Origin of the sequence: Corallococcus macrosporus DSM 14697 (genome assembly GCF_002305895.1) — a bacterium.
GTDB lineage: Bacteria > Myxococcota > Myxococcia > Myxococcales > Myxococcaceae > Myxococcus > Myxococcus macrosporus.
In genome coordinates, this window is the sequence record NZ_CP022203.1 from 2,003,181 (window position 1) to 2,028,568 (window position 25,388).

Below are 25,388 nucleotides of genomic sequence, written 5' to 3' on the forward strand. Positions count from 1 at the left end.
GGGTTGCCGCGGGGTGGGCCTCAGTGGCGCTCCGGCGGCGTGGGCGACAGGGGCGCGCGCTCACTCGACTCCGCCGGCAGCGTGGACGGACGGATGATGGGGCTCTCCTCGCCGCTGCCCTGACCGCCTGGCGTGGACGGGTCTCCGGGGCGCGGCGTGGGCCGGCCGTAGTCGCGCTCGTAGATGCGGACCAGGGCCAGGAAGAAGGCGACGATGAGCGGGCCCAGCAGCAGGCCCACCGTGCCGAACGCGGCCAGGCCTCCGAGCAGCGCGAAGAAGACGATGGCGCCGTGCTGGTGCATGCCGCGCTTGGCCAGGAGCGGCTTCACGACGTTGTCCACCAGGCCCACCACCACCGTGCCCCAGATGGCCAGGAACAGCGCCGCCCAGGGATGGCCGCTGAAGAACATCAGCGCCGCGGCGACGAGCACGACGATGGCCGCGCCCACGGCCGGGATGAGCGCCATGAAGAAGGCCACGCCCGCGAAGAAGAGCGAGGCGGGGACGCGGGCGATGAGGAACCCGACGAGCGCCGCCGCCGCCTGCACACCCGCGGTGGCCACCGATGACACCAGCACCGCCACGGAGACGCCGCGGAACTCCCGGAGGATTTCCCCCGTCTGCCCCCGCCGCAGGGGCGACACGCTCTCCAGCCAGCCCACCAGCTTCGCGCCATCCGTCAGCAGGAAGAACAGGGCGATGAGCATCATCACCGTCTGGAACGCGATGGAGCCGGTGGCCGCCACCACACCCGTCACCGCGCGCGCCGCGGTGCCGCCCTGCGAGCTCACCTGCTGCTGAAGCGTCTCATCGAGCTCGGCCTGCTCCAGGGGGACGCGCTCCAGCAGCCCATCCACCGCGCCCCGCACCGGGCCGGGCAGCTTGCCAATCAGCCCCTCCACGCCTTCGCGCTGCACCGTGTCGGAGACGAACTTCACGCCATCGGACACCTCGGTGACGACGAAGGCCGTCAAGCCGCCCAGGGGCAGCAGCAGGGCCAGGATGACCCCCGAGACGATGACCCCCGCCGCCAGGCTGTGCCGTCCGCGCAGCCTCCGGCTCAGCCGCGAATAGAGGCCGTAGAAGGTTCCCGCGAGCACCGCGGCCAGGAAGAAGGCCTTGGCAAGCGGGCGGACCACCAGGGCCAGCAGGATGATGGACAGGATGATGAGGCCGGTGAACACACGCCGGGCGGTCTGCTCGGTTGCCATGCCCGTCAAGGTAGGGCTGCCTTCATGGAAGGGTAGGGACGGGCGGCGCTTTGGCCTGCCCGCCTGCCGTGCCGCCAAGAAGGCTTGGGCCTGGACGCAAGGCGGCTAGAGTGGGCGCGCCATGCCGCCCTTCGACTCCCCCCCATTCACCGTCTGGTTGCTCCAGGCGCTCTGCGCTGTCTTCCTGGCCATCCTCTTCCTCCAGTCGGGCCTCGACAAGGTCATCGACTGGAAGGGAAACCTGGGGTGGCTCACCGGCCACTTCGCCAAGAGCCCGCTGCGCGGCGTGGTGCCCCTGATGCTGGCCACCATCACCCTGCTGGAGCTGGCGGCGGGCGCGCTCAGCGCCGCGGGCCTGGTGGCGCTGGTGGCCACGGGCAGCGCGGCGCTGGCCTTCTGGGGCGCGCTGCTCTCCGCGGTGTCGCTGGTGGCGCTCTTCTTCGGCCAGCGGATGGCGAAGGACTACGCCGGCGCGGGCGGGCTGGTGCCCTACTTCCTGCTGACGCTGGTGGCCGTGTACGTCACCCGCCTGGGCTGAGGCGGCGCGGCGCCTCAGAGCACCTTGCGCGTGGGGACCAGGGCGTTGGCGGACAGCAGCCCGGCCACCAGCGCCACGGCCACCATCAGCATGGAGAAGGCCGTGTCCACGCCGGCCACCACGTCCCGCTCCAGCAGGGAGGACAGGCTGCGGAAGCCGACGCTGCCGGGCACCAGCAGCATGAGCCCGGGCACCAGCGTGGTGATGGAGGGCTTGTTGCGCAGCCGGGCCAGCGCGTTGCTGCCCATGGCCAGCAGCAGCGAGCCCACGAAGGCGCCCAACTGCGCCCCCAGCAGCAGCGAGCCCAGCCGGGCCCCCGCGAACGCGAAGGTGCAGGCGCCGGCAATCCATCCCCAGTCCCGGGGGCGCGCGCGGAAGAGCACGCACACCGCGAAGATGGCCACCAGCAGCATGGGGAGCTGGGTCCAGTCCGGCGGCGCGGGCGGCAGCGGCGCGACGGGCGGCGCGGGCAGCACCAGCGACAGCCGGCTGCCCAGGGCCACCCCGAAGCCCAGTTGGAGGAAGACGAGCGCCGCCGCGGTGAGCCGCGAGGTGCCGGAGATGAGGTTGCGCGTGGCCAGCTCGTTGATGGCCACCGTCAGCGACAGGCCTGGCAGCAGGACGATGAGGCCCGCCAGCGTGGCCACCTGGGCGGAGAGGGGCCCCATCAGGCTCGCGGCCACCGCGGCGACGGCGGAGGACAGGATGGCGGCCACCGGCTCCAGCACCCGCGCCGTGGTGGGCTGCTTCCGGGTGAGCACCCCCAGCGCGCCGATGAGCAGGCTGCTGAACGCCGCCACCGCCATCTCCTTGAGCCCGCCGCCGAACAGCCGCCCCGCGGCGCCGCCCGCCAGGGTCCAGCACAGGAGCTGGAGCGCCGGGCCGAAGCGGTCGGGCTGCGCGAGGATGGCCTCCACCCGCTGGGCGCCCTCGGCGGGCGGCACCTGGCCGTGGATGACGTCGTCCGCCAGCGAGTCCAGCAGCGCCAGCCGCTCCAGGTCCATGTCGCCCGGCTCCACGCGGACCAGCGAGGTGCGCAGCGCCTCCGGCGGCCCGAACGACGAGAAGATGGACGTGGGCGTGGAGAAGAAGCGCCCCTCCAGGCCGAAGCGCTCCGACACGCGCTGCATCAGCAGCTCCAGGCGGTGGGCGGGCGTGCCGTAGCGGTGCAGCGCCTCGCCCAGCCGGATGGTGAAGGCGACGGCGGCGCCCGGCGGCGGGGGATGGCTGGCGGCGGTGAGGAGCTCTGGAGGGACGGCCACGGCCGCGCACATGGCAGAGGCCCTGGGCCGAGTCAAACGGCGGCGAGGCAGGCCCCCGCGCGCCGGGGGCGCCCGCCTGCCCTGGGCCCGGCGCCTTCCGCGGTCAATGTCGCTTGTTCAGGTCTCCTGGGTGCCTGGGGCTCCGCCCTTCAATGCGTTTTCCTTGAATCCTCCTGGCGGGTGGTCTCCACGCGGCTCGCGCTGACGCTGGAGGCCTCGGACGGCGCCAGGGCCGGGCCCCCCACACCGCCAGACGCTGGCTGTTCCTCTCCCTGGAGCTTCTCGTGGAGTTGCCCGCCGAGCTGGGAGACCCCCTCCTTCGCGCGGCGCTTCGCGGGCTCGACGAGCTTGCGCTCCTGTCCCGTCACCGGCAGCAGGGTGGAGGCCAGCATGCCCAGCGTGATGCCGCCCACGGCCAACAGCAGGGGCTGCTCATCCGCCGTGCGGTCGAACCAGTCGGACGCTCGATGCTGGACGTCCTCACGCGAGGGCACCCGCTCCCGCATGTGGGACGCCCGCTCGCGGGCCTTGTGGACGACGTCCGTGGTGCGCTCCCGAAGCTCGGTGGCCTTGTCGGCCGCTCTGCCCTTCACCTCGTGCGCCTTGTCGCTGGCGCTGGCCCTCATGCCGGCGAGGGCTTCCTCGCCGCCCGCCCGCCGCTCCGGGATGCCGCCGATGCCCGCCCCCAGGGCCTCTTCCCGGGTGGAGCGCAGGTCATCCCGGCCGGCGCGCGGGCCGTCGTAGCGCCACCGTTCGTCCCTTCCCCCATCGGACTCGTCGTACTGGCGCGCCGCGCGTCGGGTGAAGGCCTTGCGCATCAAGGCCGAACCCACGCCCGCTCCCACGAGGGCGCCCAGCAAGCTCCAGCCCTTGGGGGTATCGGCCCGCTCCTTCAACTCCATGCTCCTCTGCATGACTGTCTCCCTGGCCTGCGTCTTGAGTTCCGTGGCTTTCTCCACGGCGGCCTCCTTCGCGTGCTGCTTGAGCTCGGTGGCCTTGTGCGTGGCGACCTCGCGGGCACGCTCCTTCAGCGCGGCTGCCTTCTCGCTCGCGAGCGCCTTCAACCGGTCGGGCTCCGCCCTCCGGGCCAGCTCGTCCGCGAGGTGGCTCATGCGTGCCCGTGAATCTGCGATTTCATGGCGTGCGCGGTCCTGCTCGCCCATTGCCCGTCCTCCTTGAGGGTTTGAATCGTTCTTTCAGGCCCATGGACCTGCTTCATCCGCTGGAGCCCGCTCCAGGCGACGCCGCCGCCCACGGCGAGCAGCACCACCGCGACGATGAGCGCGGAGGCCCAGAGGGGCAGGGCCTCGGCCAGCGCCGCCACCAGGAAGGCGACGAAGGTGAGGGCGCCCAGGAGCAGCACCACGCCTCCGCCCGCCAGCAGCCTCGCGCCGGCCGACGCCTTCCTTGCTTCCGCGCGCAGCTCGGTGCGCGCCAGGGACACCTCGGCGCGAACCAGGCGGCGTGCCTGCGCGGTGAACTCCGAGAAGAGCGCGCCAAAACCGTCCGCGCCCTGATGGGGAATCGTGGGTTCCATCCCTGGCGCTCCCCTCAGGCCTTGATGAGCCGGCCAAGCGCGAAGCCCGCCGCCACGCAGCCCGCGATGAAGAGCCCCGGCCGCTCGCGCACCCGGGACTGGGCATCCGCGAGCAGCTCGTCGGTGGTTTCGTTCTCGAGTCGTTCGGACGTGCGGCGCAGCAGCCCCGCCGCGCCGCCGAGCAGCGGCCGCGCCACCTTCGCCTCGTCCCTGTCCGAGAGGCTCTCCAGCGTGGAGACGAATCCCCGAATGCCCTTGGCCAGGTCTCCCCGGCGGCTTTCCACCTGGTGGTAGACGCGCTCCTTCGCGGCGCTGCCCAGTTGCTTCGCCTGCTCCTTGCCAGCCTGTCCGAGCCCGGACGCGGGGCCTCCTTCCGGGCGCTGCGCGTACCTGCTGCCTTGAATGCTGCCGTCACTGACGCTTCCCATGCTGACTCCTTCCGGTTCAGGGGGACTGGCGCGGGGCTTCACCCTGCCGGGTGCCCGCGCGCATTCGCTTCTGAAGGTAGACATGCTGCATGGCTGGCCTGGACGGAGCCTGATACGGAGGCAGGTGGGCGTTGGAGAGTGCAGGCGCCGGCGGCTGGAATGAGAGCGGCGTCCGGGGACGGAGGTCCGGGTGGACGGGCAGGTCCAGCGCCTGGAGGCTCCCATGCTGGCACTGGGGTTCCACGGCTCGGACGCGGAAGGCGTGGGCACCGTTTTCGAGCGGCACCTGCCCGGGCGCGACGTGGCCGAGGGCGCGTGGCGGTTGCTGACGGACGGCGGGCGTGGCCGTCACGTGTAGACTGCCTGGCCATGGACGTTTCCGCGGCCCGTGAGCGTGGCGGCATCTCCGCGCGGGCCTTCTGGCTCGGTGTCTTCGGCGTCACGGCGGCCTTCGGCCTGTTCTGCCTGGGGCTCCAGTACACGCCGGACTCGCTGCACTACTTCTCCGTGGCCCGCGGGTTGCTGTCGGGCTCGGGGCTGTCGGGGACCTTGCTCGCGGTGGACACGGCCGCGCCCCGGCCGCTGGACCTGTGGCCGCCCCTGTTCCCCATGGCCTGGGCCGCCCTGCTGTGGCTGGGGCCGGATGCGGCGGTCATCACCCTGCACCTGCTGTGCTTCGCCGTGCTCGCCGGGGCGCTCTTCTCCATGGCGCCCGCGAGACAGGGCGCGCGGTACCTCTGGACGTGCGCGGTGCTCATCATCCTGTACCGCCCCTTCGGGCACGTGGCGGCCGCGGCATGGTCCGAGCCCCTGTGCGTCGCGCTGCTCGCGCTCGCGCTGGCGCGAGAGGTCCGGGGGGCGGACGGTGCTGGCCGCTCCTTCCTGGTGGGGGCGCTGCTGGGGCTGGCGGTGCTGACGCGCTACGCGGCGCTGTTCGTCGTGCCCGGGCTCCTGTCGTGGCGCTTCGTGTGGGCCCGTGAGGCGGGCGGGCCCTGGCGCCGGCACGTCGTGAACGCGGTGGCGCTGGGCGCGGGGCTCGGGCTCGTGGTGGCGCCGTGGTTCATCCGGAACGTCGCGTTGTTCGGACAGGCCCTGGGGCCGCCCCGGGCGCCGCGCGGCGCGGGGCTGGTGGCCTCGTTGCTCAGTGGGGTGGAGACCTTGCTGGGGGACGCGTCCTTTGGCGCGTTCGGCGTGCTGTGCGTGGCGGCCACGGTGTGGCTGCTGCTGCCCGCGCTTCGAGGTGTGAAGGGGGCGCTCCCGCCAGATGACGCGCTGGCGCGCCTGCGGCCCGCGGCGCTGATGGCGGTGTCGTATGTCGCGGGCCTGTTCTGGTCGGCCACCCGCACGCAGATGGACACGTTGGATGGCCGCCTGTTGGCGCCGCTGGGCGTGGGGTTGCTGCCGGTGACGGCGGCGGTGCTGGTGGCGCTGGTGGAGCGCTCCCGGTTGATGTCAGCGCGGGTGCTCGTCACCACCGGCGTGGTGGTGGTGGCGGGACATCTCTGGGCCCCGCTGCACGCGCGCGTCCGGCAGCCCCGGGAAGGCTTCCACCACCTCCGCGAGCGCATTGCCCCGGTGCCGGCATGGGTGGAGGCCCACGTCACCGAGCGGGACTTGCTGCTGGGGCCGCAGCTCTGGTGGGTCCATCCCTTCACACGCGCCCCCGTGGTGGCGGATGGCTACCCCGAGCGGGGCTTCCTCACGCTCCAGACGCTGGGCCCCTACCTGCGGGAGCACGGCGCCGCCTACGAGCGCTTCTTCTGGCTGGGGACCCAGCCCCCGCCGGTCGACGCGGCGTCCTTCGAGGTGGTCGAGGTCGCTCGGCTGGAGACGAACGCCTACTGGTCCACGGTGTGGAACGCCGTCTGGGAGATTCGCCCGGCGGGCCGGGTGACGCCCATGGACAGACTCAAGGCGCGGCCCGCGCCGTAGGGGCTTCAGCGCTCGCGCGCCGCGATGCCCTCGACGAGGCGCCGGAGGTCGTGAGCCAGGGCCAGGCTGTCGGGAAGCGCCCGACCGAGGAGGCTCGGCACACCCGTGGCGACCTGGGCGGCGTTGGTGAAGGCGCACGCGCTCGCCTGGGAGAGCCGCGCGAACGGCACCGGCCGCTCCAGGACGGGCAGCGGGCCCACGTGTCCTGCCTCCAGCAGCACCTCGCGGATGATGCCGGGAAGGCATGGGGCGGACAGCGGCGGCGTGACGAGCGCGCCGTCCCACTGGACGAAGACGTTGGCCGTGGGCAGCTCGCAGACCTCGCCCGCTTCATTGCCGAGCAGGGGCAGCCGCTCCATGACCCGGTACTGGCGGAAGTAGGACAGGCCCTTGTGGTTCAGCGTGGGGTCGCCGCGGCGGTAGGCTCCGGGCTCCTGGCTGTCCAACGCGCGGCCCTCGTGGTGAAGCCGCTCCAGGTCTGGCGAGTGCGCGCGGAAGGTGAGCAGCACCCGGCCGTCACTTGCCGACAACTTCCCCACACCTTGGAAGGCCGGGCCCAGGGCGGCATCGGCGCGCAGGCAGCGCTGGAGGGATTCGCGGACCGCGTCCTCGGTGAGGTGCTCGGGGGGAGGAGGGCGCACCGCGCCTGGAAAGGCGCCCAGGCTGGCGCGCAGCCGCGCCAGATGCCGGGCGAGGAACCACGGCCTGCCCGCCTCGATGCGGAAGGTGGTGAAGAAGCCGGCCCCGAAGAAGAAGCCCTGGGCGAAGTCCCGCAGGGGCAGGTCCTCCCAGCGCCGCACCTCGCCGTTCACCGCGACCGTGGAGAACATTGCCGCCTCCCGTGCGCTCAGCGCGCCGGCTCCAGGAAGTTGGCGAGCAGCCGGGGCCCCTGGGGCGTGAGGAACGATTCAGGGTGGAACTGGACGCCTTCGAGGCGCGGCAGCTCGCGGTGCCGCAGGCCCATGATGAGGCCGTCCTGCCACGCCGTGACTTCCAGACACGCGGGCAGGCTGTCCGTGTCCACGACGAGCGAGTGATAGCGGGCCGCGGTGAAGGGCACGGGCAGGCCTCGGAAGACGCCCTGGCCGGAGTGCTCGATGGCCGCCGTCTTGCCGTGCACCGGCACCGGTGCGCGTATCACCTTCGCGCCGAACACCTGCCCCAGGCACTGGTGCCCCAGGCACACGCCCAGCATGGGGACGCGTCCGCCGAGCTCGCGGAGGACGGCCATGGACACCCCCGCCTCGTGGGGCGTGCAGGGGCCGGGGGAGATGAGGATGTGGTCGGGCCGGAGCGCTTCGACCTGCGCCACGGTGATGGCGTCGTTGCGCACCACCTTGAGCTCGGCGCCCTGCGCGCCCAGCGCCTGCACGAGGTTGAACGTGAAGGAGTCGAAGTTGTCGATGACGAGAATCATCCCGTCCTCCCCACGGCTGCCAGGGCCAGGAGCTGCGAGCGCGCCTTGTTGAGCGTCTCCTTGTACTCCTGGCGGGGCTGCGAGTCGTGGACGATGCCGCCTCCGACCTGTGCGTAGGCCCGGTGGTCCTTCACCACCAGCGTGCGGATGACGATGTTCAGGTCCAGGTCCCCCGTGAAGGACAGGTACCCGAGCGAGCCCGTGTAGAGCCCCCGGGCGTGCGGCTCCAGCTCGGTGATGAGCTGCATCGTCCGAATCTTCGGCACGCCCGTAATCGTCCCTCCGGGGAAGAGCGCGCCCACCACGTCCAGCGGCTCCACGCCCGGCGCGAGCTGGCCGACGACCTCTGATTCGATGTGGAGGACGTGGGCGTACTCGACGATGTCCATCAGCTTCGTCACTGCGACGGAGCCGTAGGCGCAGACCCGGCCCAGGTCGTTGCGCTCCAGGTCCACGAGCATGGCGTGCTCGGCGCGCTCCTTCTCGTTGGTGCGCAGCTCGTGGACGAAGCGCGCCTCCTCCTCGGGCGTCCCCCGCCGGCGCGTGCCCGCGATGGGACGGGTGGTGGCGCGGCCGTCCTCCACCCGGACGAGTCGCTCCGGTGAGGCGCTGACGACGTGGAAGCCATCGCCTTCGAGGTAGCTGGCGAAGTGGACCGGGTTGATGGCGGACAGCGTTTCGTAGAGCGCGAGCGGCTCGCCGGGGAAGTCCACCTCCAGCCGTTGAGAGAGATTGACCTGATAGGTGTCACCGGCGCGGATGTACTCGCGCACGCGCTCCACCGCGTCCAGGTAGGCCTCCTGGGTGAAGTTGGAGCGGTACCGCGCGGAGGGGCCCTCCATCGCGGGGGGCGTGGGCGGAGCCGTGGGCGTGGCCGAGCGGACGTGGGCTTCCAGGGTGTCCAGCCGGCGCTCGCAGTCCTCCCAGTCCGCGCCCGTGGCCACCGCGAGGAGGTGGCCCTCGTGGTGGTCCACGGCGAGGAAGGTGTCGACGAACGACAGGGCGATTTCGGGCAGGTGCAGGTCGTCCCGTGGGTGCCGTGGGAGGGGCTCGAAGCAGTGCGCGGCCTCGTAGCCGAAGAAGCCCACCGCGCCGCCACAGAAGAGCGGCATTCCGGGATGGCGCACGCCGCGCCACCGGCGCAGCAGCGTGCGGAGCACCTCCAGCGGTGAGCCCTGCTGGAGCGTGCCGTCAATGAAGCACTGTCCTCCTTGGGCGGTGAAGCGCAGGAAGGGCTGGGCGCCAAGGAAGGAGTAGCGCCCCTCGGCGCTGACCCGGGTGCTCTCCAGCAGGAACCGGCCTTCGGCGGGGAGGGTCCGCAGGAGGTCCACGGGACGCAGCGCACCCAGCGGGAGCCGCCGCACCACGGGCACCTGGTTGTAGCCCTGGGCCACGAATGCCTGGAAGGACGTCCGGTCCGGGAAGCGCGTGGGGGAGGGCGGGCGGCTCATGGCGAGGCGCTTGATACCAGGAACCGCGCCGGCCGCCGCCTGGAAGGAACGTTCCGTCCAGGCCGCTGAGGTTGAGCGCCCCGGGCCGGGTGGCTCGGGCGGAATGAACGTTCCGTCCAGGTTGCCACGTCTCGGGAGCGCTACCGGGCCGGAGGTTGGTGGAATGAACGTTCCATCCACGAAGTCACGCCTACGGAGGGCTCCGGCTCGCTTGCCAGGGTGGAATGGCCGTTCCTATTACGGCACTTCGCCGACGGAAGGGCCTCTCAGCCAGGGGGCGAGGATGGAATGAGCGTTCCGTCCAGCCCGCCACGTCCACGGACGGCCCGGGCTGGGCCGGTTCCGGTGGAATGAGCGTTCCTTCCACGCTGCCTCCTCAATGGAGGCCCCAGGCTGGGCATGCAGGATGGAATCAACGTTCGTCCTGTCCGCCGCGCCTCCATGACGGGCCCCCGGGGCAGGGCTCACTCTGAGCTGCGCTCCAGCGTGCGGCGGGCCTCCTTGAGGATGTCGTCCTCGGAGAGTTGATCGGTGCGAATCGCGGAGCGGTCCGCCCTCAGTTGTTGGACCTTCCCCTCGCGCAGGACATGGAACTGGCCCGGCTTCTGGCCGGGGAGTCGGGTCTCGGCGTCGATCCGGGCCTCGGTGAACATGGGCTTGAGCTTTTTCAGGGCGTTGTCTTCCTTCACCCCGCCGACGAACCAGGTGCGCACGTTCTCCCGGCACTTGTAATCCAGGTCACCCGGGCTCTGCGTGCCCAGCATGACGCCCAGCCCCGCCGAGCGCGCACGCTTGAGGAGGTTCTCCATCGGCTGCTTCGTCGCGGGCTTGCTCGTCGCGGGAAGGTAGATGTCGGCTTCGTCGAAGAGCACGACGGCCTGGAGCTTGGAAGCGGGGTGCTGGCTGGTCCAGCGGTTCGCTTCCAGCAGCAGTTGTGACACCCAGAAGCGGATGCGGTTGAGGTCCCCCAGGTACTTGGTGCTGATGATGCTCAAGCGCGTCTTGCCCGGCTTGCGCGCGGCGCCGAGCCCGAGCAGCTCATTCATGTCCAGCCGTTCACCGCCCGTGGCCATCAGAGGGCGAAGGTCGAGCCGAAGCACTTCAAGGTCCTGAGCGAGCTTGGCGAAGGTCTTGGGCGGCAGGCCCCCCGTCTCCTGCCTGAGCGACTCGTCCTGTTCCGCGACGAACTTCTGGACCATTTCCAGCGTCAACTCGCTTCCCGGTGGCCGCTGGACCAGCAGGCGCAAGGCCTGGGTGAGCAGTGCTCGGGCCGCCTTGTCGTTGGGACTGGTCTTGTATTCGAGCATGCCCGCGATGGCGTCCGCGGCTTGCTGCACTCCCTGTTCACGCTCTTCGGGTGACTGGCTTTCGAGGCCGCGGGGAATCACCGGGATGGCCAGCGGCCGTCCGTCGGAGCGGCCTGGCGTGTAGAGCGCGACCTCGACCCGCTCCCGCAGCAGGCGGCGTCGCTCGATGAGGGCGGGGTCGTCCAGGTGCTCCTCCCAGGACAGCTCCCGCGCGTAGGCGGCGAGGTCTCCCTTCCGGTCGACGAGGATGGCCGGAATGCCTCGGAGGAGCAGTTGCTCCAGGACGTTGAGCGCCAGTGTCGTCTTGCCGCTGCCGGTGGTGCCCAGGAAGGCGCTGTGGCGGGTCAGCTCGGAGGGCTCCACCGTCACGACCTGGCTGAACACACCTTCGGAGGTACCAATCCGCATGGGGCCCGTGAGTGTCTCCGTGGGGCGCGCGGAGGGGGGCGAGGCGGCTGTTGGCTCGTTGCCCTTGAAACCGATGGTGGCTTTCAGTCCCCGCGGCGGTGTCAGGGTGTGTCCCGTCAGCATCTGCGACTCGACGGTGATGCCCGTCAGCGGGTCCTCCGCCAGGAGCTCGGCGCTGCCGTGCTGGTGCCCTTGCGAGACGGCGGGCTCGCGGTGTTCGCGCAGGTCCCTCGCTTCCCGGGCACTCGTTTCGGCACGCGTCGAGGGTTTGGACTTCGCTCCGGAGAGGACGTCGGGCGCGAGGGGGGCCCCATCAGGCTGCGTTCGCGGGCTGGCGAACAGCTCCGACTGCGCCTTCGTGGCGGTGCTCCTGGCGCCGACATTGCCCATGGGCGACGCGCCACCGTTCTTGAGCGCGGGCTTGTTTGGAGCCTTCGTTCCAGGGGACGGAGGCGTGGTGTCCGGCTTCTCCAGTCCCAGCATGTCGCCCACGGACTTGAGCCGGGTGATGGGGCGTGCCGTCCGGCTCCATTCCGTGAGCGCGGCCTCGCCCGCGTGCTTCTCGCGGAAGGTGCGCAGGGCCATGAGGTCCCGAAGCTCGGTGTCTCCGACGACGACCCGCCGTCCGCCCTTGCGGAGCAGCGCGCCCAGTTGCTCGGCGATGACACCGCCGGGCCGAGCGGGAGGGAAGTCCGTGGTCCGCACGATGACGGGGGTCTTCCCCGAGGCCTTCTTGAGGGCTTCGGTCATCTGCTTGCCGAGGCCGCCGCCTCGCGAGTCCTTTTCGCACAGCGCGATGAGGAGCCTGCTCCCTTCCGGATGGAGCTGGACGTCCAGCATCTCCTTTTCCTTGGGCTTGACGTCGAAGCGCCTGGCGTCGCCGAGCTCCTTGCTTCCCGCCTCGATGGCCCAGGCCAGCAGCTCGGCGACATCCGCGGGCTCCTCGGGCGGGTCGATGCGCAAGGTGGCGCGGAAGTCCGTCCACAGTTGGTCCATGTCCGGCTTCAGGACCTGGTGCCGCGGCTCCGCCGGGGTGTGGGGCTTCCCCAGCTCCTGGGGGCGCTGCAGCGGGAAGCTCGCGGGCAGCTTGCCGTCCTGGATGGCCCGGTCGCGGTAGCGGCGGCACTCGTTCAGGACGTCACGGGCGCGGTGCCCGCCAAGCACCTCGAAGCCGTCCGCGGGAATGGGCCAGGTCGGGTCCGACGGGGAGAGCGTGAACCCACGCTGCTCGAACAGGGCTTGCAGTCGGCGCGCCGCGAGGTCCCGGGCCGTGTCGGCGGTGACCGTGGCCTCGAGCATCACGGGCTCTGGGTCGTTCTCGATGCGGTCCACCGTGCTCCGGTTGAGCAGGGGCTTCATCTTCACCCAATAGTCCGTGAGGCAGCAGAAGACCACGACCGCGCGAGGCACCTTGCTCGCGATGGCCGCGAGGCTGTTCATCGCGCGCCGGAAGGAGTTCTCCATCTGCGGACGCTGCTCGAAGTCGCTGACGTCCTCGACCTGGTCCACGCACAGCACGAGCGCCTGTCCCAGGCCGCCCATCAGGCGCCCCAGGTGCTCCACCATTCGCGCCGGTGCGTCGTCGGCGGTCCGGGGAATGAGGTTGCCGATGACGCGCTGGTCCGCCTCGGACAGGCTCTCGCAGCGCAGCCAGTGGAAGATGCGGCGGTTGAGGCGGGGATCTCTCCGATGCAGGTAGATGAGGGCGCGCAGCAGGTCGACTTCCACGTCCCGGAAGCGCGGGTCCATCAGCAGCTCGTCCGCCACGACCCGGATGGTGCCGTGCAGCTCCTCGCCCTCCAGGATCTGCTCATCCTTGAGGTGCAGCGCGTAGGCGCTGGTGCACTGGGCCATCAGTGCATCCGACAGGTGCATCAGCCCGCTGTCGTCATCGTCGCCCGCCTCATCGAAGGGCTTGTCCAGGGAGTCGATGAGGTTGGACAGGATGTAGCGGTCGTACTGCGTCACGTCGACGGTCATCGGCATGTAGCCGACGAAGCCCTGGCGCTGCCCGTGGGCGGTGTTCCGGAAGGCACGAACCAGGTGCGTCTTGCCGCTGCCTGACTCACCGAGCAGGAGCAGCAGTTTGCCGGCGCTCGGAGGCGAGTCTGACGAGGCCTTGTCGAGCAGCCGCTTGAAGGCCCGTCGTGCCGGCGCGTTGAGGGTCTCCACGTCGTACGGGTCCGCCTGCCAGATGTGCTGGCCTTGTTCGACGCTGGTGAAGACCTCGCGGGAATCGTCGAGGAAGGGTTCGAGACGGGGGTCGTTGGCCACGGGGCGCTCCTGGGTTCGGGCTAGACGACAACGAAGTGGAAGCTGGCGCCGAAGGACTGGACCTCGGATTCGGCCACGTCCTTCGGATCCATGGCGGACACGAGGTCCGCGCGCGTCAGGGACAACAGGCGGGTGCGGTTGGCTTCCAGGAGCGCCGCGTTGAAGGCCTCGCGGGTGCGCCACTCGGGTTGGAGGGCCTTCCACACGTGGGAGATGAAGACCTTGTTCGCGCCGAAGCGGCCCGTGGGCAGGTCGCGGGCGACCGACAGCACGCGCTCGGCGAAGGCGGCCGGGGCAGCCTGCGCCTCCGAGCCCGGCGCCGCTCGGACCTCCGGTTCATCCTCGGAAGCGTCGTCTGCCTGCGCGACAGCGAACCGCCGCAGCAGCGACAGCCTCACGACCTCCGCGTCCGCGCGGGAGGCGCCGGCCGCACGGGCCGCCAACTGCTCCACGCCCTTGCGCGGGTCCTTCGTCTCCGTGTCCAGCATCTTCCCGAGCAAGTGCGCCTGCACCGCGCTCAAGGTGAAGGGCCGGTCCGTCTCGACACCGAGCTCCCGCCACAAGAGCCGGTCCCGCGTCTGCGCCAGCGTGAGACCTTCCTCGGCATCCAGTCCGTGCTGTCGCTGGAGCGCGGCGGCGCGAACGCCGTCCGCGTCCTTCATCCGCGCCACCACGGCCTTCGAGGCCGGCAGGTCCAGGCTGAGCGCCACCAGGTGGGTCGCCTTCAGCTTCTGCCACGTCAGCCCGCGCGGCGGCTGGTCCAGGTGGAGGAAGCGCAGCACGGCCGTCCGCCCCGTGGGCGTCAGCTCCAGGCCGCTGCGTCCGCGCAGGGCCACCGTCCCACCGCCCAGCAGCGACTCCAGCAATGACTCGAAGCGGGCTTTCCATTCCGAGCGGCTGAGCCGGTGCTCCACGAAGGGCCGGAGCGCCGCCTCCAGTTCCTTGCGCGTCCCACGCCGCTCACCGCGCGTCATGAGCCAGGACAAGGCAATGCCTGACAGCCGCTGCTCAGCGCTTCCCATTCGATGCGTCCTTCCCGGTGAGCTCACCCCTGCGGGTGGCAATCAACGTGTCGAGTGTTTCCAGAATCTCTTCCAGCCGCGTCACCACGTCGTCCGCGAGGAAGCGGACCACCCAGTAGCCCGCGCGCTGGAGGGCGACGTCCTTGCGCCGGTCCCGGCGGAAGCCATCCGGGCTGCGGAAGTGGAAGTAGCCGTCAATCTCCACGGCCAGGTGCAGCGCCCTGCAGAGCAGGTCCACCTCCAGCGCCCGGCCACCGTCACCCAGGTCCAACGTGTCATTGAGGACGAAGAGGCCCCGGGTGGGGGCATGCTCCTGGAGCCGGGCGTGCAGGAAGCGCTCCGCCTCGCTCCGCGCGCGGCCATTGGCTTCACGGGAGGCGGAGGCGATGGTGCGCACCGCTGATTCGTAGAGCGCGACCACCTGCGCGGACGAGCCCTCTTGCCGGAGCCGGGCGGCCGTGGAGGCCACCACCGCTTCGGGGAACTCGGGGGCATCCTCGTCGGGCGCCGGCTCCGCCAGGTCCAGCCGGCCCTCCCGCAGCATGGCGAGGGCATGCGACTCCTCGCGCCGGAGGTGCTCGGCGAGGACCTCGGTGGAGAGCACGCAGCCCGTGGTGAGCGCGGGGGCCGCGGAGCACAGCGCCGCGGCGGTCCTGAGCGCTCGGAAGTCGGAGGCGCTGGACCGGACGCGCAGGGCCGGCGTGTTGGCGGCGGGCACCATGGCCATCAACGCCTGGAGGGCCGGCAGCGGCGCTCGGCCGATGGCCTGGCCGACCACGTCCGGGAGGGCACCGGACGGCGTCGAGACGGGGCTCTCCAGGAGGGCCCGGCACAGCTCCCAGGCCGCGGACTGGCCCTGCGGAGGCGTCAGGCCTTCCATCAACACCCGCCGCTGGTGCGCCGTCTTGCCCCGGAACTGGAGCATCCGGGCCTGCCCCTGGGGCTGTGAGCGAGCGACGAACGCCTCCGCGTCCCCCACCAGGTCCCGCTCCCTGGCGATCGCCGCCGCCCACGCGGAGACGACCGCCCGCACGTCGTCGCCGTCCACGAGGACGACGCTCTGGCCCCGGCGCTGAAGCCATTCTGTCCAGACACGCAGCGCCCGCTCCGGTGGCCCGACGAGCGTGCTCAGCGTTGCAATGCCTTGCGCGCGTCTCCGGGCGTGGCGGTCCAGCGCGTCGAGAAGCGCGGCATCCAGTGTCGGCTGCAAGCCATTTCCCCCAAGGTCGCGTGGATGTCTGCCATCACGGCGGGTTGGAAGCCTGCTCCCCTCCCGGACTTCGTTGCAACCCCCGGGGGAGGTATGGACAGACGCAACGCATTGTGCTCGGGCGAGTCAGACATCACATCCCAGAGGTCTTTTGGACCCCCGTGTCTGCAATTCCTGATATGCGTGTCAATGACTCACGCCTCTTCGACACCCAGCGCCGCGCGCAGCTCGGGCATCCGGGCCAGCGGCACCGCGCCGAAGACGAAGCGGTCCGGCCGCACCACGGCCACGTCCGCGCCATGCTCCCGGAACCACTCCGACAGCCTGCCGGTGTGGTCCTCCACGCTGTCCACGTCCACCCCCGGCACCCCCGCGGAGCGCACGGTGACGGCGCGGGCGCCCAGGGACTCGGCCAGCTCGCGAGCCACCTCCGTCCCCGGGCTGCCGCCCCGGCTCAGCACCGCGAAGCCGGAGCCGAGGCTGTCATCCAGCAGGCGCTCCTCGCCGGACGCGCGGCGCACGCGAGGCTGCGGAAGGTAGCTGCCCTCCGCGGCCCTGCGGCCCGAGCGGCGGCCTCCCAGCAGCCATCCTTCTTCAATGGACGGCGCCGGCTTGAACTGGACGCCCTCCACGAAGCGGCGCGCGGCGGGAATGGCCTGGAGGCCCCGGAGCACCGTGTCCCGGACCCAGGCCATGGGCGTGCTGCGCGAGGTGAACACCGCGCCCAGCCGCGCGGTGGCGTCGAGCAGGGCGCGCACGTGCGGACGGCGCTCCACCGCATAGGTGTCCAGCAGGGCCTCGGGGGCGCGGCCCTGAATCACCCAGGCCAGCTTCCACGCGAGGTTCGCCGCGTCTCGCAGGCCCGACACCAGGCCCTGGCCCATGAAGGGCGGGAGCTGGTGGGCCGCGTCACCCGCCAGGAAGGTCCGGCCCACCTGCCAGCGCCGCGCCACCAGCGAGTGGAAGCGGTAGAGCTGCGCGCGCTCCACCGTCACCCGGTCCGGATTCACATAGGGCCCAATCAGGCGGCGAATCGTGCCGGGCTGCGTCATCTCCTCGCCCGTCTCGCCCAGGCGCAGGCGGAACTCCCAGCGGAAGCGCCCCAAGGGCCCTCGCCCGACGAAGCCGGGGCGGACCGGGTCGCAGACGACGTGACACTCGGGATGCGCGTCCTCGTCCGCCACGGTGCCACAGATGGCAATCCACGGCTCCTGCTCCCCGCGCCCCTCCATGGGGATGCCGAGCAGCGCGCGGACCGTGCTCCGCCCACCGTCACACGCCACCAGGTAGCGGGCGCGCACCCGGCGCCGCTCGCCCGAAGGGGACGTGCGGTAGCACACGGTGACGCCCGCGCCGTCCTGCTCCAGCGACTCCACGTCCGTGCCGGTGCGCAGCTCGGTGCCGGCGAAGCGCCCGAGCCCCTCGCGCAGGGCCTTCTCCAGCAGCGGCTGGTGGAAGAACCAGACGGGCGTGTAGCCGTAGCCGAAGTCCACCTCGCCCAGGGGGAGCCGGGCAATGGGCTGGCCGCCCACGCCGGTGAAGGTGACGTGGCGGCCCTGGCGCAGGTCCGGCTTCAGCGCGTCCAGGAGGCCGGCGGCCTGGTAGATGCGCAGGGCCTCGTCGTCACAGGAGAAGGCCCGCGGCTGGCCGTGTGGCGCGGCCTCCCGTTCCAGGACGAGCACGCGCACACCCTGGAGTCCCAGGAGGTTGGCGGTGAGCACGCCCACCGGGCCAGCCCCCGCGATGACCACATCCACTTCCTCGATGTCCGCCGACATGGACTTCCCCCCGGAAGCAGGTCCGCTGGGGAGAAGTCTAACGTCTCTAGGCCCCCGCGGGGAGGATGGGCGCCGATTCGCGGTAGATGCGCAGCGTGTCCGCCACGCTGTGGCGGTACTCGAAGCCCGTGGCGTCCAGGAGGCGGCGGTTGTCCACGACGATGGGGAAGCGCAGGTGGTCCAGCGCGCCCACCGACAGGCGGGGGAGGCCCGCCCGGCCCAGCAGCAGCGACAGCAGCGGCGCGGGCAATGGCACCGCGGTGCGCCCCGTCTCCCGGACGATGACGGACAGCGGAATCGGCGGCGGGCCGGCCACGTTGAAGATGCCCCGGACCTGCTTCTCCAGCGCCAGCGTCAACGCCGTCACCACGTCCTCCTCCTGCAGGACGTGGAACAGCGGGTCGTACCCGAGCACCAGGGGCACGCGCCGGCCCTTGAGGAAGGAGGACAGCGTGCCGGTGCCGGGGGCCCCCAGGGTGTAGGGCAGCCGCAGCACGGCCGTGGTCATCTTCGGCAGGCGCCACAGCGCGGTCGCCGCGTACAGGTCGGCGGCCACCAGGTCCGCCAGCTCGGGAATCGCCTCCAGCGCGCGGGGCGGCTCGTCCTCGGAGTGGTACAGCGGCGAGTCCGGCGCGGCGCCGTAGAAGGTGTGCCGCCCCACGAAGAGGACCTGCTTCACGCCGTGGGCCGCGCAGTGGTCGAACACCGCCTTGGTGCCGTCCAGGTTGATGCGCCCGCGCTCCTTGCCCGGCACGGTGAAGGCGGTGACGGTGGCCATGTGCACCACGGCCTCGGGGCGCCAGCGGCGGAAGACGTCCTCCGCGGCGCGCTTGCGCACGTCGCCCCGGTACACCTGGATGCCGGCCGCGTGGGCCTCCGCCCAGGGCCGGGTGTCGATGCCCGCCACCTGATGTCCGCGCGCGTGCAGGTGCAGCGCGAGCTGGCGGGCGATGCCTCCGGAGATGCCTGGAATCAGCACCCTCATGGCAGCAGGTTCCTCCCCAGCCGCCGACTGTGCCGCTGCGCGCGGCCGCGCTCGATGAGCCCCGCGATGCGCTGCTTCACCTTCTCCACATAGCCCTCGATGACGTGGTCCTCCTCGTCCCCGGTGCCGTGGAAGACGAGCGGCTCGCCGTAATGGATTTCCAACTGCACCGGCAGGGGCAGCGGCAACAGGTAGGGCGTCAACGGGACGTAGGGCACGCCGAGCAGCTTGCCCAGCGTGTACGCGTTGAACACCGTGGGGACGGCCGAGCCGCCACCCAGGAACGCGAAGGGGATGATGGGCGAGCGCGTCTGGAGGGCCAGGCGGACGAAGCCGGTGCCGAAGTCCACCAGGGAGTAGCGCTCGTTGTAGAGCTTGGCCGTGCCGCGCGCGCCCTCGGGGAAGATCATCAGCAGCCGGTCGTCTTCCAGCAGCCGCCTGGCGTGCTCGGGCAACCCGATGAACTGCCCGGTGCGGCTGGCCCACAGCGAGGACACGGGGAAGTTGTGGAGGAAGCGCTCCACCATGCCCTGCGCCAGCCGGGGCGGGTCCATCTCCAGCATGGTGGACGTCAGCACCATGGCGCCGTCCACCGCCACGCCGCCGGAGTGGTTGCCCACGAGCATTCCGCGGCCCCGCGGGGGGATGTGCTCCACGCCGTAGCAGCGCACGCGGAAGTAGTAGCGGTAGATGGCGCCGAAGACGCGCAGCGCATGTTTCACGTGAGACTTGGAGATGCCGTACGGGTCGACGCCGAATTCGTTGAACGGCAATTCCAGCCGGTCCACCCGGGCTTCCAATGAGTCGGTCAGGGCCACGGCGGCACCGTAGCACCCCGCCGTGCCCGGCCCCGCCGCTTTCCACGCCGGGTTCGTTGGGCACCGGCCGGGTGTTGAGCCATACTCGCTCGCGCGCCCCCCAAGCCCCCCAGCCATGACACACCAGGACGAACTCGCCATCGAGGTGAAGGGATTGGTCAAGCGCTTCGGCGACGTCACCGCCGTGGACGGAGTCGACCTGGACATCCGCCGCGGCGAGTGCGTGGGCCTCCTGGGCCCCAACGGCGCGGGCAAGACGACCACCGTGGAAATCCTCGAGGGCCTCCAGACGGCCACCTCGGGAGAGGTGCGGCTGCTGGGCCTGCGCTGGGAGAAGGACGCGGCGGCCCTGCGGGAGCGCATTGGCATGACGCTCCAGGAGACGCGGCTGGTGGACCAGCTCACGGTGGAGGAGATGGTCCGGCTGTTCACCTCCTTCTACCCCCGCCCCCTGGAGGTCGAGGCGCTCATCGGGCTGGTGCAACTGGGCGAGAAGCGCCATGCCCGGGTGGGCAAGCTGTCTGGCGGCCAGAAGCAGCGGCTGGCGCTGGCGCTGGGCCTGGCGGGCGACCCGGAGGTGCTCTTCCTGGACGAGCCCACCACGGGCCTGGACCCCCAGTCCCGCCGCGCGTTGTGGGACGTGGTGGCGCAGCTCAAGGCGCGCGGTTGCACCGTGGTGTTGACCACGCATTACATGGATGAGGCCGAGGTGCTGTGCGACCGGCTGGTCATCATCGACCGGGGCCGGGTGATTGCGCGCGGGACGCCGCGGGACATCATCACCTCGCTGGGCGCCGAGCAGGTCATCGAGCTGGAGGCGGCGCCAGCGCCCGACCTGGAGCGGCTGCGCCCGCTGCCGGCGGTGGTGGCCGCCCAGCGGCACGCCAGCCGCATCACCCTGCGCGTGCGGGAGCTGCACCTGGCGCTGCCGGAGGTGCTGCGCGAAATCTCCGCGGCGGGCGGCCAGCTCCTGCACCTGTCCACCCGGCGTCCCACGCTGGATGACGTCTTCATCGACATGACGGGCCGCTCCCTGCGCGAGTCCGCGGAAGAGAAGGCGGCCTGATGAGCGCCCTGGGCCAGTTGGTGTTGATGCGGCTGCGCATGGTGATGCGGCAGCCCGAGGTGGTGTTCTGGACGTTCGTCTTCCCCGTCGTCACCACGCTGTTCCTGGGGCTGGCGTTCCGGAACGACGCCCTGGGCCCGGTGCGCGTCGCCGTGGCGGACGGGGCGGGCGCGCAGGCCCTGGTGGCGAAGCTGGAGGGCGTGCCGGAGCTGTCCGCCGAGGTCGCGGATGAGGTCTCCGCCCGGCGGCGGCTGGCGCGCGGGCAGCTCTCCCTGGTGCTGCTGCCGGGCGCGGTGCCGGAGGCGCTGGTGGACCCCAGCCAGCCAGAGGGCCGCACCGCGCGGCTCCTGGTGGCGCAGGCGCTCGCGGCGCCGGAGGGCACCCCCGCTCCCGAAGTGATGAAGGCCACGCCGGTGTCCGAGCCGGGCAACCGCTACGTCGACTTCCTCATCCCCGGGTTGCTGGGCCTGTCGCTGATGTCCAGCAGCCTGTGGGTGGTGGCGGGCTCGCTGGTGGCGATGCGCGGAGGCAAGCTGCTCAAGCGGCTGGCCGCCACGCCCATGCGGCGCTCCCACTTCTTCATGTCCTACTTGCTGGCGCGCGTGGGGTTCGCGCTGGCGGAGATTCTCTTCTTCTGCGCCTTCGCGCGCTGGCTCTTCAGCGTGCCCATGTTCGGCAGCTACTTCACGCTGACGCTCGTGGGGCTCGCCGGGGCGATGTGCTTCGCCTCGGTGGGCGTGTTGGTGGCCACCCGCGCGCGGACGGAGGAGGCGGTGGGCGGGCTCGTCAACCTCGTCTCGCTGCCGATGATGTTCGTCTCCGGCGTCTTCTTCGCGTCCGGGAACTTCCCCTCCTGGTTGCAGCCCGTCATCCGGGCCCTGCCGCTCACGGCCATCAATGACTCGCTGCGGGCCGTCATGCTGGAGGGCGCGGGCCTGGCGTCGCTGGGCCCGCCCATGCTGGTGCTGGCCGTGTGGACCGTCGTGCCATTGGTGCTGGCCCTTCGCTGGTTCCGCTGGACGTAGCCGTCAAGGAGCGCTGCTTCGTGTCACAGCCTGTTTCCGCGCCGTCGCCCGCCTTCGTCCAACAGCTCAACTTCCACGCGCGAGACGCCAGCAACGAGGCCGCGGCGCTCCAGGCCGCCTTCTCGCTCGGCCTCTTCGGACACCTTCCGGAGACGGGCGCGGGCGCGCCGGTGCCTCTGGATGCGCTCGCGAAGCGGGTGGGGGGCACCTGGCGGGGGACGCGCTCCGTCGTCGAGCCGCTGGTGGCGCTCGGCTTCGTCCACCTGGAGGACGGGAAGGGCTACTCGCTGCCCGCGGCGACCGCGGCCTTCCTCCGGGATGAGGCCTTCACCGCGAAACTGCGGGAGGCGAGGCGCTGGTGGCACCCGCTGGCGCTGCTGTCCCAGGCCGTGCGCGCTGGCGGCCCCGTGGCGTGGGGCGGAGGGACGTGGGACGTGCTCGGGTGGTACCGCGCGCTGTTCCTGGCGCCGCCTCCCTCCACCCCGAGCGCGGAGGCCCGGGACTTCCATGACCGCTTCGCCCGGAACCCCGCGCGCACCCTGGCGCTGGTGGCGGCCGGGGAGCTGGACGTGCTGGCCCGCCTGGTGCGTGGGCCCGTCACGCTGGACGCGCTGGCGCGGGACGTGGGCGCTTCCGCCGAGGCGCTGGAGGTGCTGCTCGGCGCCCTGGCGGCCATGGGCATTGCCCAGGCCCATGACGCGGGCTGGGGCTTCACCGAGGCCGCGGGCCGCGCGCTGGACGCCCAGAGCCTGCCGTACTTCCAGCGGGCGCTGCCGGCGACCATGGCCTACTGGGAGGCGCTGGGGCACCTGGACGAGGCGGTGCGCGAGCAGCGCTTCCGGTTGGACCTGCGCGACCCGGAGACGGCGCGGCGCATCTACCAGGAGAACGCCTCGCGCATCTCCAGCATCTTCGCCTCGCACCTGCGGCTGAGCCGGCAGGCCGCGGCGCTGGTGCGCTCGATGCGGCCGCTGGCACAGGCGCGGGTGCTGGACGTGGGCACGGGCTCGGGCGTGTGGGGCGCGGCCTTCGGGTTGGCGGACCCCACGTCGCACGTGACGTACCTGGATTCGCCCCACGTGCTGGACGCGGTGCGCCCCCACCTGGCGAAGCTGAAGCTGGAGGCCCGCTCCGAGCTGTGGGCGGGGGACTGCCTCTCGGTGGACTACGGCGAGTCCCGCTTCGACGTCATCCTGCTGCCGCAAATCATCCCCGCGCTGCCGTCAGCGGAGCTGCCCGGCTTCTTCGCGCGGCTGGCCCGGGCGCTGCGTCCCGGCGGGCTGCTGCTCATCTCCGGCTACCTGCTGACGGACCGGCGCGACGGTCCGCTGGACGCGCTCTACTTCGCGCTGCGCCGCTACGTGACGAACGAGGGGGACGTGCTGTCGCTGCCGGAGTTCCGCGCGCTGCTGGGGCCGGTGGGCCTCACGCAGGCGCGTGGCTTCGACATGCCCATCCAGCAGGTCGTCATCGCCCACCGGGGCGACGTCGCGTGGCCGGCCGCCGCCCCCGCCGCCTGATTCCTTTTCGGGAGCATCATGGAACCGCTGCGTACCTTCTTCATGGAGGACTACCTGGAGGGCTCGCGCTTCACCGCGCGCTTCAACCTGGGGGAGTCCGGTGGACGCCCCGTCACCGTGGGCGAGCTGCTCCTCGGCTCGGGCGTCAGCGCCGAGCGCGCCGCCGAGGTGTTCCTCTCCACGCCCCTCAACGACAGCCCCAACTGGGGCCGCGCGGACCTGCGCGACGCGGTGGCGGCGATGCACCCGGGCGCCACCCGCGACAACGTCCTCATCACCACCGGCACCAGCGAGGCGCTGCTGCTGCTCTTCCGCCAGCTCCGCCCACGCAAGGTGGCCCTGGCCTGGCCCGCCTTCCAGCTCCTCTACGAGCTGCCCCAGCGGCAGGGCGCGGAGGTGGTGCGGCTGCCCGTGTGCTGGGACACGCGCGGCGTTCCGTCCGTGGACGCGGACCTGTGGCTGGAGCGGCTGGAGCGCGAGCAGCCCGACACCGTCATCATCAACAACCCGCACAACCCCAGCGGCCTGGTGCTGGACGCGGAGTTGCTGGCGGCGGTGGACCGGTGGGCGGAGCGGACGGGCGCCACGGTGGTGGGGGACGAGCACTACCGCTTCCTGTCCTCGGAGACCTCCGTGCTGGGCGCGTCCGTGTACCGGCCGGGCCCGCGCCACTTCGTCACCGGCTCCTTCATCAAGTGCCTGGGCTGCCCGGGGCTGCGCATCGGCTGGACGGTGGGCGACACGGCCATGCTGGCGCGGATGCAGAACGAGAAGAACTACACGACGCACACCGTGAACCCGGTGACGGAGTGGGTGGCGCGCGAGGTGCTGCGGGACTTGAACAGCCCGGCGCTGAGCCGCGCGCGCGAGGACTGGCTGCGCAACCGCGCCACGCTCGCGGCCTTCCTGGAGCGCTCGCGGGGCGTCTACGGCGTGGCGCCGCGCGGCGGGCTCGTCACCTGCATCGGCCTGCGGGAGGCCCGGGACGACGCCGGCGCGGAGGCGCTGCTCAAGGCCTTGTCGGACGCGGGCGTGTTCGTCCTGCCGCTGAGCGCCATGGAGGCGGGGTCGCCGGAGGGCACGCACCCGCTGGCGCGGGGGCACGGCTTCCGGCTGGGGTTGGGCATCTCGCCCGAGCGCTTCCCCGAGGCCCTGGAGGCCATTGAGCGCGCCACGGCGCGCTAACGCGTCAGCGCGGAGAAGGCATGGTCGCGCGCGGCGTACTCCGCGTCGCGCAGCAGCAGCCGGTGCACGCGCCCCTGGAAGGGCGTGGGCACCGCCGGGAAGAGGTGGTGCGTGAGGTGGTACTCGTCATTGCGTGGGAAGAGCAGCCGGTTGAGCCAGCCCCACGCGAAGACGTGGTTGCGGGAGCGGTGGAACTCGTCCGCGGAGGAGATGATGCCCGCGTGGTCCACCGCGTCCGACCAGTAGCGGATGACCTGGTAGGCGACGAAGTAGGGCACGAGGTAGGCGCGCAGGAAGACGTCCCAACCCACGGCGAAGTGCGCCACCGCGAGCAGCCCCCCGATGAAGGCCCACCGCGTCAGCGTCACCCAGGCCGGGTCCTCGCGGTGGAACAGCACCGGGCGGATGAACGCGGGCAGGTGGATGAGCAGCAGGGGCCGCAGCAGGTGCGACTTCACGAAGGGCCGGCCCGGGTCCGCGAAGCCGAAGCGGCGGCGCGGCTGGAAGTCCAGGTCCTTCTGCGCGTCCCCCAGGTGCAGGTGGTGGGTGAAGTGGTCCCGCCGGTACGGGTCCAGCGCCGTCAGGTCGAGCACCGCCAGCAGGTGCCCCAGGTTCCGGTTGTGTCGCTTGCCGCGCACGAGCATGCCGTGACACGCCTCGTGGAGCATGTTGCCCACCGCGCGAAAGCGCGTCGCGATGAGGAAGGCGACCAGGGGGTAGCCGAGCCACGCGGCCCTCGGGGCGTGTGACAGCAGCAGCTCGAAGGCCGCCGCCACGGCCACGGCCAGGCCCAGGTGCAGCGCCAGGTGGGCCAACGCCCCCGGCACCGAGTGCGCGTGGTAGCCGAGCGCGGCGACCTCTCGCGCGTATTCGGCGCGGAGCCTCGCGGCGATGGAGGCCGGGTGTACGCCTCGGACGGGCCGGGCGGCCGAAGACGGCTGGGCGTCGCTGTCCTCCTGGAGCGCGGCGCTCACGGAAAGGCCTTTCGGGGGCGAGGGGGGGCGGACGGGTGAA

At 71.7% G+C, this 25,388-nt stretch carries 22 protein-coding genes; 7 read left to right on the forward strand and 15 right to left on the reverse strand.

The features are described 5' to 3' along the window. Positions 1-20 precede the first annotated feature (20 nt). A complete protein-coding gene (locus tag MYMAC_RS08525; RefSeq protein WP_095961526.1) occupies positions 21-1,211 on the reverse strand; it encodes an AI-2E family transporter in 1,191 nt (396 codons plus the stop codon). Between the two features lie 121 nt (positions 1,212-1,332). Between MYMAC_RS08525 and MYMAC_RS08530 the strand changes: the two genes are divergently transcribed. Next, positions 1,333-1,749: a DoxX family protein gene (locus MYMAC_RS08530; protein WP_095957708.1), complete on the forward strand. Its 417-nt coding sequence runs from the start codon at positions 1,333-1,335 to the stop codon at positions 1,747-1,749. Between the two features lie 14 nt (positions 1,750-1,763). Here the strand turns inward: MYMAC_RS08530 and MYMAC_RS08535 are convergent, their stop codons facing one another. The 4 genes from MYMAC_RS08535 to MYMAC_RS08550 form a co-directional block, all read right to left on the reverse strand. Then, positions 1,764-3,023, reverse strand: a complete 1,260-nt coding sequence (locus MYMAC_RS08535) for a threonine/serine exporter family protein (protein WP_095957709.1) — start codon at positions 3,021-3,023, stop codon at positions 1,764-1,766. A gap of 137 nt (positions 3,024-3,160) precedes the next feature. Beyond that, positions 3,161-4,123, reverse strand: coding sequence for a hypothetical protein (locus MYMAC_RS08540; protein WP_095957710.1), 963 nt, complete (start codon positions 4,121-4,123; stop codon positions 3,161-3,163). Beyond that, positions 4,120-4,548, reverse strand: coding sequence for a phage holin family protein (locus tag MYMAC_RS08545; protein ID WP_095957711.1), 429 nt, complete (start codon positions 4,546-4,548; stop codon positions 4,120-4,122). The genes MYMAC_RS08540 and MYMAC_RS08545 overlap by 4 nt, the downstream gene beginning before the upstream one ends. 14 nt (positions 4,549-4,562) lie before the next feature. Further along, positions 4,563-4,976 carry a hypothetical protein gene (locus MYMAC_RS08550; RefSeq protein ID WP_095957712.1) on the reverse strand — a complete coding sequence of 138 codons (414 nt, stop codon included), beginning with the start codon at positions 4,974-4,976 and terminating at the stop codon, positions 4,563-4,565. A 223-nt stretch (positions 4,977-5,199) separates the two neighbouring features. On the opposite strand from MYMAC_RS08550, the gene MYMAC_RS38305 reads away from it, so the two are divergent. Beyond that, a complete protein-coding gene (locus tag MYMAC_RS38305; protein WP_275663244.1) occupies positions 5,200-5,334 on the forward strand; it encodes a hypothetical protein in 135 nt (44 codons plus the stop codon). Between the two features lie 11 nt (positions 5,335-5,345). Continuing rightward, positions 5,346-6,908 (forward strand): hypothetical protein, encoded by a 1,563-nt coding sequence (locus tag MYMAC_RS08555; protein WP_095957713.1) that lies wholly within the window; start codon positions 5,346-5,348, stop codon positions 6,906-6,908. A 5-nt stretch (positions 6,909-6,913) separates the two neighbouring features. On the opposite strand, the gene MYMAC_RS08560 is transcribed toward MYMAC_RS08555, so the two are convergent. From MYMAC_RS08560 to MYMAC_RS08600, 9 genes are all read right to left on the reverse strand, one after another. Further along, on the reverse strand, positions 6,914-7,738 hold the full coding sequence (locus tag MYMAC_RS08560) for an aminotransferase class IV (RefSeq protein ID WP_095957714.1): 825 nt from the start codon (positions 7,736-7,738) through the stop codon (positions 6,914-6,916). Between the two features lie 17 nt (positions 7,739-7,755). Then, positions 7,756-8,325 (reverse strand): anthranilate synthase component II, encoded by a 570-nt coding sequence (locus tag MYMAC_RS08565; RefSeq protein WP_013935265.1) that lies wholly within the window; start codon positions 8,323-8,325, stop codon positions 7,756-7,758. Beyond that, on the reverse strand, positions 8,322-9,776 hold the full coding sequence (locus MYMAC_RS08570) for an anthranilate synthase component I family protein (protein WP_095957715.1): 1,455 nt from the start codon (positions 9,774-9,776) through the stop codon (positions 8,322-8,324). Before MYMAC_RS08570 ends, MYMAC_RS08565 begins: the two co-directional genes overlap by 4 nt. 464 nt (positions 9,777-10,240) lie before the next feature. After that, complete coding sequence (locus tag MYMAC_RS08575; protein ID WP_095957716.1) at positions 10,241-13,765, reverse strand: ATP-binding protein; 3,525 nt, start codon at positions 13,763-13,765, stop codon at positions 10,241-10,243. Between the two features lie 20 nt (positions 13,766-13,785). Then, the gene (locus MYMAC_RS08580) at positions 13,786-14,787 is read right to left on the reverse strand and encodes a hypothetical protein (protein ID WP_095957717.1); all 1,002 of its coding nucleotides are present in this window, start codon (positions 14,785-14,787) and stop codon (positions 13,786-13,788) included. Beyond that, on the reverse strand, positions 14,774-15,997 hold the full coding sequence (locus tag MYMAC_RS08585; RefSeq protein ID WP_095957718.1) for an endonuclease domain-containing protein: 1,224 nt from the start codon (positions 15,995-15,997) through the stop codon (positions 14,774-14,776). Before MYMAC_RS08585 ends, MYMAC_RS08580 begins: the two co-directional genes overlap by 14 nt. Before the next feature lie 194 nt (positions 15,998-16,191). Next, positions 16,192-17,775, reverse strand: a complete 1,584-nt coding sequence (mhpA, locus tag MYMAC_RS08590) for a bifunctional 3-(3-hydroxy-phenyl)propionate/3-hydroxycinnamic acid hydroxylase MhpA (RefSeq protein WP_095957719.1) — start codon at positions 17,773-17,775, stop codon at positions 16,192-16,194. Positions 17,776-17,821: 46 nt separating this feature from the next. Further along, positions 17,822-18,760, reverse strand: a complete 939-nt coding sequence (locus MYMAC_RS08595; RefSeq protein ID WP_095957720.1) for an NAD-dependent epimerase/dehydratase family protein — start codon at positions 18,758-18,760, stop codon at positions 17,822-17,824. Beyond that, positions 18,757-19,578 (reverse strand): lysophospholipid acyltransferase family protein, encoded by an 822-nt coding sequence (locus tag MYMAC_RS08600; RefSeq protein WP_095957721.1) that lies wholly within the window; start codon positions 19,576-19,578, stop codon positions 18,757-18,759. The genes MYMAC_RS08595 and MYMAC_RS08600 overlap by 4 nt, the downstream gene beginning before the upstream one ends. A 115-nt stretch (positions 19,579-19,693) precedes the next feature. Between MYMAC_RS08600 and MYMAC_RS08605 the strand changes: the two genes are divergently transcribed. Genes MYMAC_RS08605 through MYMAC_RS08620 form a run of 4 tightly spaced genes read left to right on the forward strand, consistent with a single transcriptional unit; the run spans position 19,694 to position 24,374 of the window. After that, a complete protein-coding gene (locus tag MYMAC_RS08605) occupies positions 19,694-20,644 on the forward strand; it encodes an ABC transporter ATP-binding protein (protein WP_013935257.1) in 951 nt (316 codons plus the stop codon). After that, entirely contained in the window at positions 20,644-21,669 is a 1,026-nt protein-coding gene (locus MYMAC_RS08610; RefSeq protein WP_095957722.1) for an ABC transporter permease, read from the forward strand. The genes MYMAC_RS08605 and MYMAC_RS08610 overlap by 1 nt, the downstream gene beginning before the upstream one ends. Positions 21,670-21,689: 20 nt before the next feature. After that, positions 21,690-23,189: a class I SAM-dependent methyltransferase gene (locus tag MYMAC_RS08615; protein WP_095957723.1), complete on the forward strand. Its 1,500-nt coding sequence runs from the start codon at positions 21,690-21,692 to the stop codon at positions 23,187-23,189. An 18-nt stretch (positions 23,190-23,207) separates the two neighbouring features. After that, positions 23,208-24,374: a pyridoxal phosphate-dependent aminotransferase gene (locus tag MYMAC_RS08620; protein ID WP_095957724.1), complete on the forward strand. Its 1,167-nt coding sequence runs from the start codon at positions 23,208-23,210 to the stop codon at positions 24,372-24,374. On the opposite strand, the gene MYMAC_RS08625 is transcribed toward MYMAC_RS08620, so the two are convergent. Next, entirely contained in the window at positions 24,371-25,348 is a 978-nt protein-coding gene (locus MYMAC_RS08625) for a fatty acid desaturase (protein ID WP_095957725.1), read from the reverse strand. The genes MYMAC_RS08620 and MYMAC_RS08625 overlap by 4 nt on opposite strands. Positions 25,349-25,388: the final 40 nt, after the last annotated feature.

Excerpts from the sequence above, each read along its gene's own strand:
- MYMAC_RS08620 (WP_095957724.1), top strand. The coding sequence starts at position 23,208 with ATGGAACCGCTGCGTACCTTCTTCATGGAGGACTACCTGGAGGGCTCG.
- MYMAC_RS08545 (WP_095957711.1), bottom strand. The coding sequence starts at position 4,548 with ATGGAACCCACGATTCCCCATCAGGGCGCGGACGGTTTTGGCGCGCTC.
- MYMAC_RS08570 (WP_095957715.1), bottom strand. The coding sequence starts at position 9,776 with ATGAGCCGCCCGCCCTCCCCCACGCGCTTCCCGGACCGGACGTCCTTC.
- MYMAC_RS08550 (WP_095957712.1), bottom strand. The coding sequence starts at position 4,976 with ATGGGAAGCGTCAGTGACGGCAGCATTCAAGGCAGCAGGTACGCGCAG.
- MYMAC_RS08560 (WP_095957714.1), bottom strand. The coding sequence starts at position 7,738 with ATGTTCTCCACGGTCGCGGTGAACGGCGAGGTGCGGCGCTGGGAGGAC.
- MYMAC_RS08535 (WP_095957709.1), bottom strand. The coding sequence starts at position 3,023 with ATGTGCGCGGCCGTGGCCGTCCCTCCAGAGCTCCTCACCGCCGCCAGC.
- MYMAC_RS08525 (WP_095961526.1), bottom strand. The coding sequence starts at position 1,211 with ATGGCAACCGAGCAGACCGCCCGGCGTGTGTTCACCGGCCTCATCATC.
- MYMAC_RS08555 (WP_095957713.1), top strand. The coding sequence starts at position 5,346 with ATGGACGTTTCCGCGGCCCGTGAGCGTGGCGGCATCTCCGCGCGGGCC.
- MYMAC_RS38305 (WP_275663244.1), top strand. The coding sequence starts at position 5,200 with ATGCTGGCACTGGGGTTCCACGGCTCGGACGCGGAAGGCGTGGGCACC.
- MYMAC_RS08540 (WP_095957710.1), bottom strand. The coding sequence starts at position 4,123 with ATGAGCCACCTCGCGGACGAGCTGGCCCGGAGGGCGGAGCCCGACCGG.
- mhpA (WP_095957719.1), bottom strand. The coding sequence starts at position 17,775 with ATGTCGGCGGACATCGAGGAAGTGGATGTGGTCATCGCGGGGGCTGGC.
- MYMAC_RS08530 (WP_095957708.1), top strand. The coding sequence starts at position 1,333 with ATGCCGCCCTTCGACTCCCCCCCATTCACCGTCTGGTTGCTCCAGGCG.
- MYMAC_RS08605 (WP_013935257.1), top strand. The coding sequence starts at position 19,694 with ATGACACACCAGGACGAACTCGCCATCGAGGTGAAGGGATTGGTCAAG.
- MYMAC_RS08565 (WP_013935265.1), bottom strand. The coding sequence starts at position 8,325 with ATGATTCTCGTCATCGACAACTTCGACTCCTTCACGTTCAACCTCGTG.
- MYMAC_RS08610 (WP_095957722.1), top strand. The coding sequence starts at position 20,644 with ATGAGCGCCCTGGGCCAGTTGGTGTTGATGCGGCTGCGCATGGTGATG.
- MYMAC_RS08580 (WP_095957717.1), bottom strand. The coding sequence starts at position 14,787 with ATGGGAAGCGCTGAGCAGCGGCTGTCAGGCATTGCCTTGTCCTGGCTC.
- MYMAC_RS08595 (WP_095957720.1), bottom strand. The coding sequence starts at position 18,760 with ATGAGGGTGCTGATTCCAGGCATCTCCGGAGGCATCGCCCGCCAGCTC.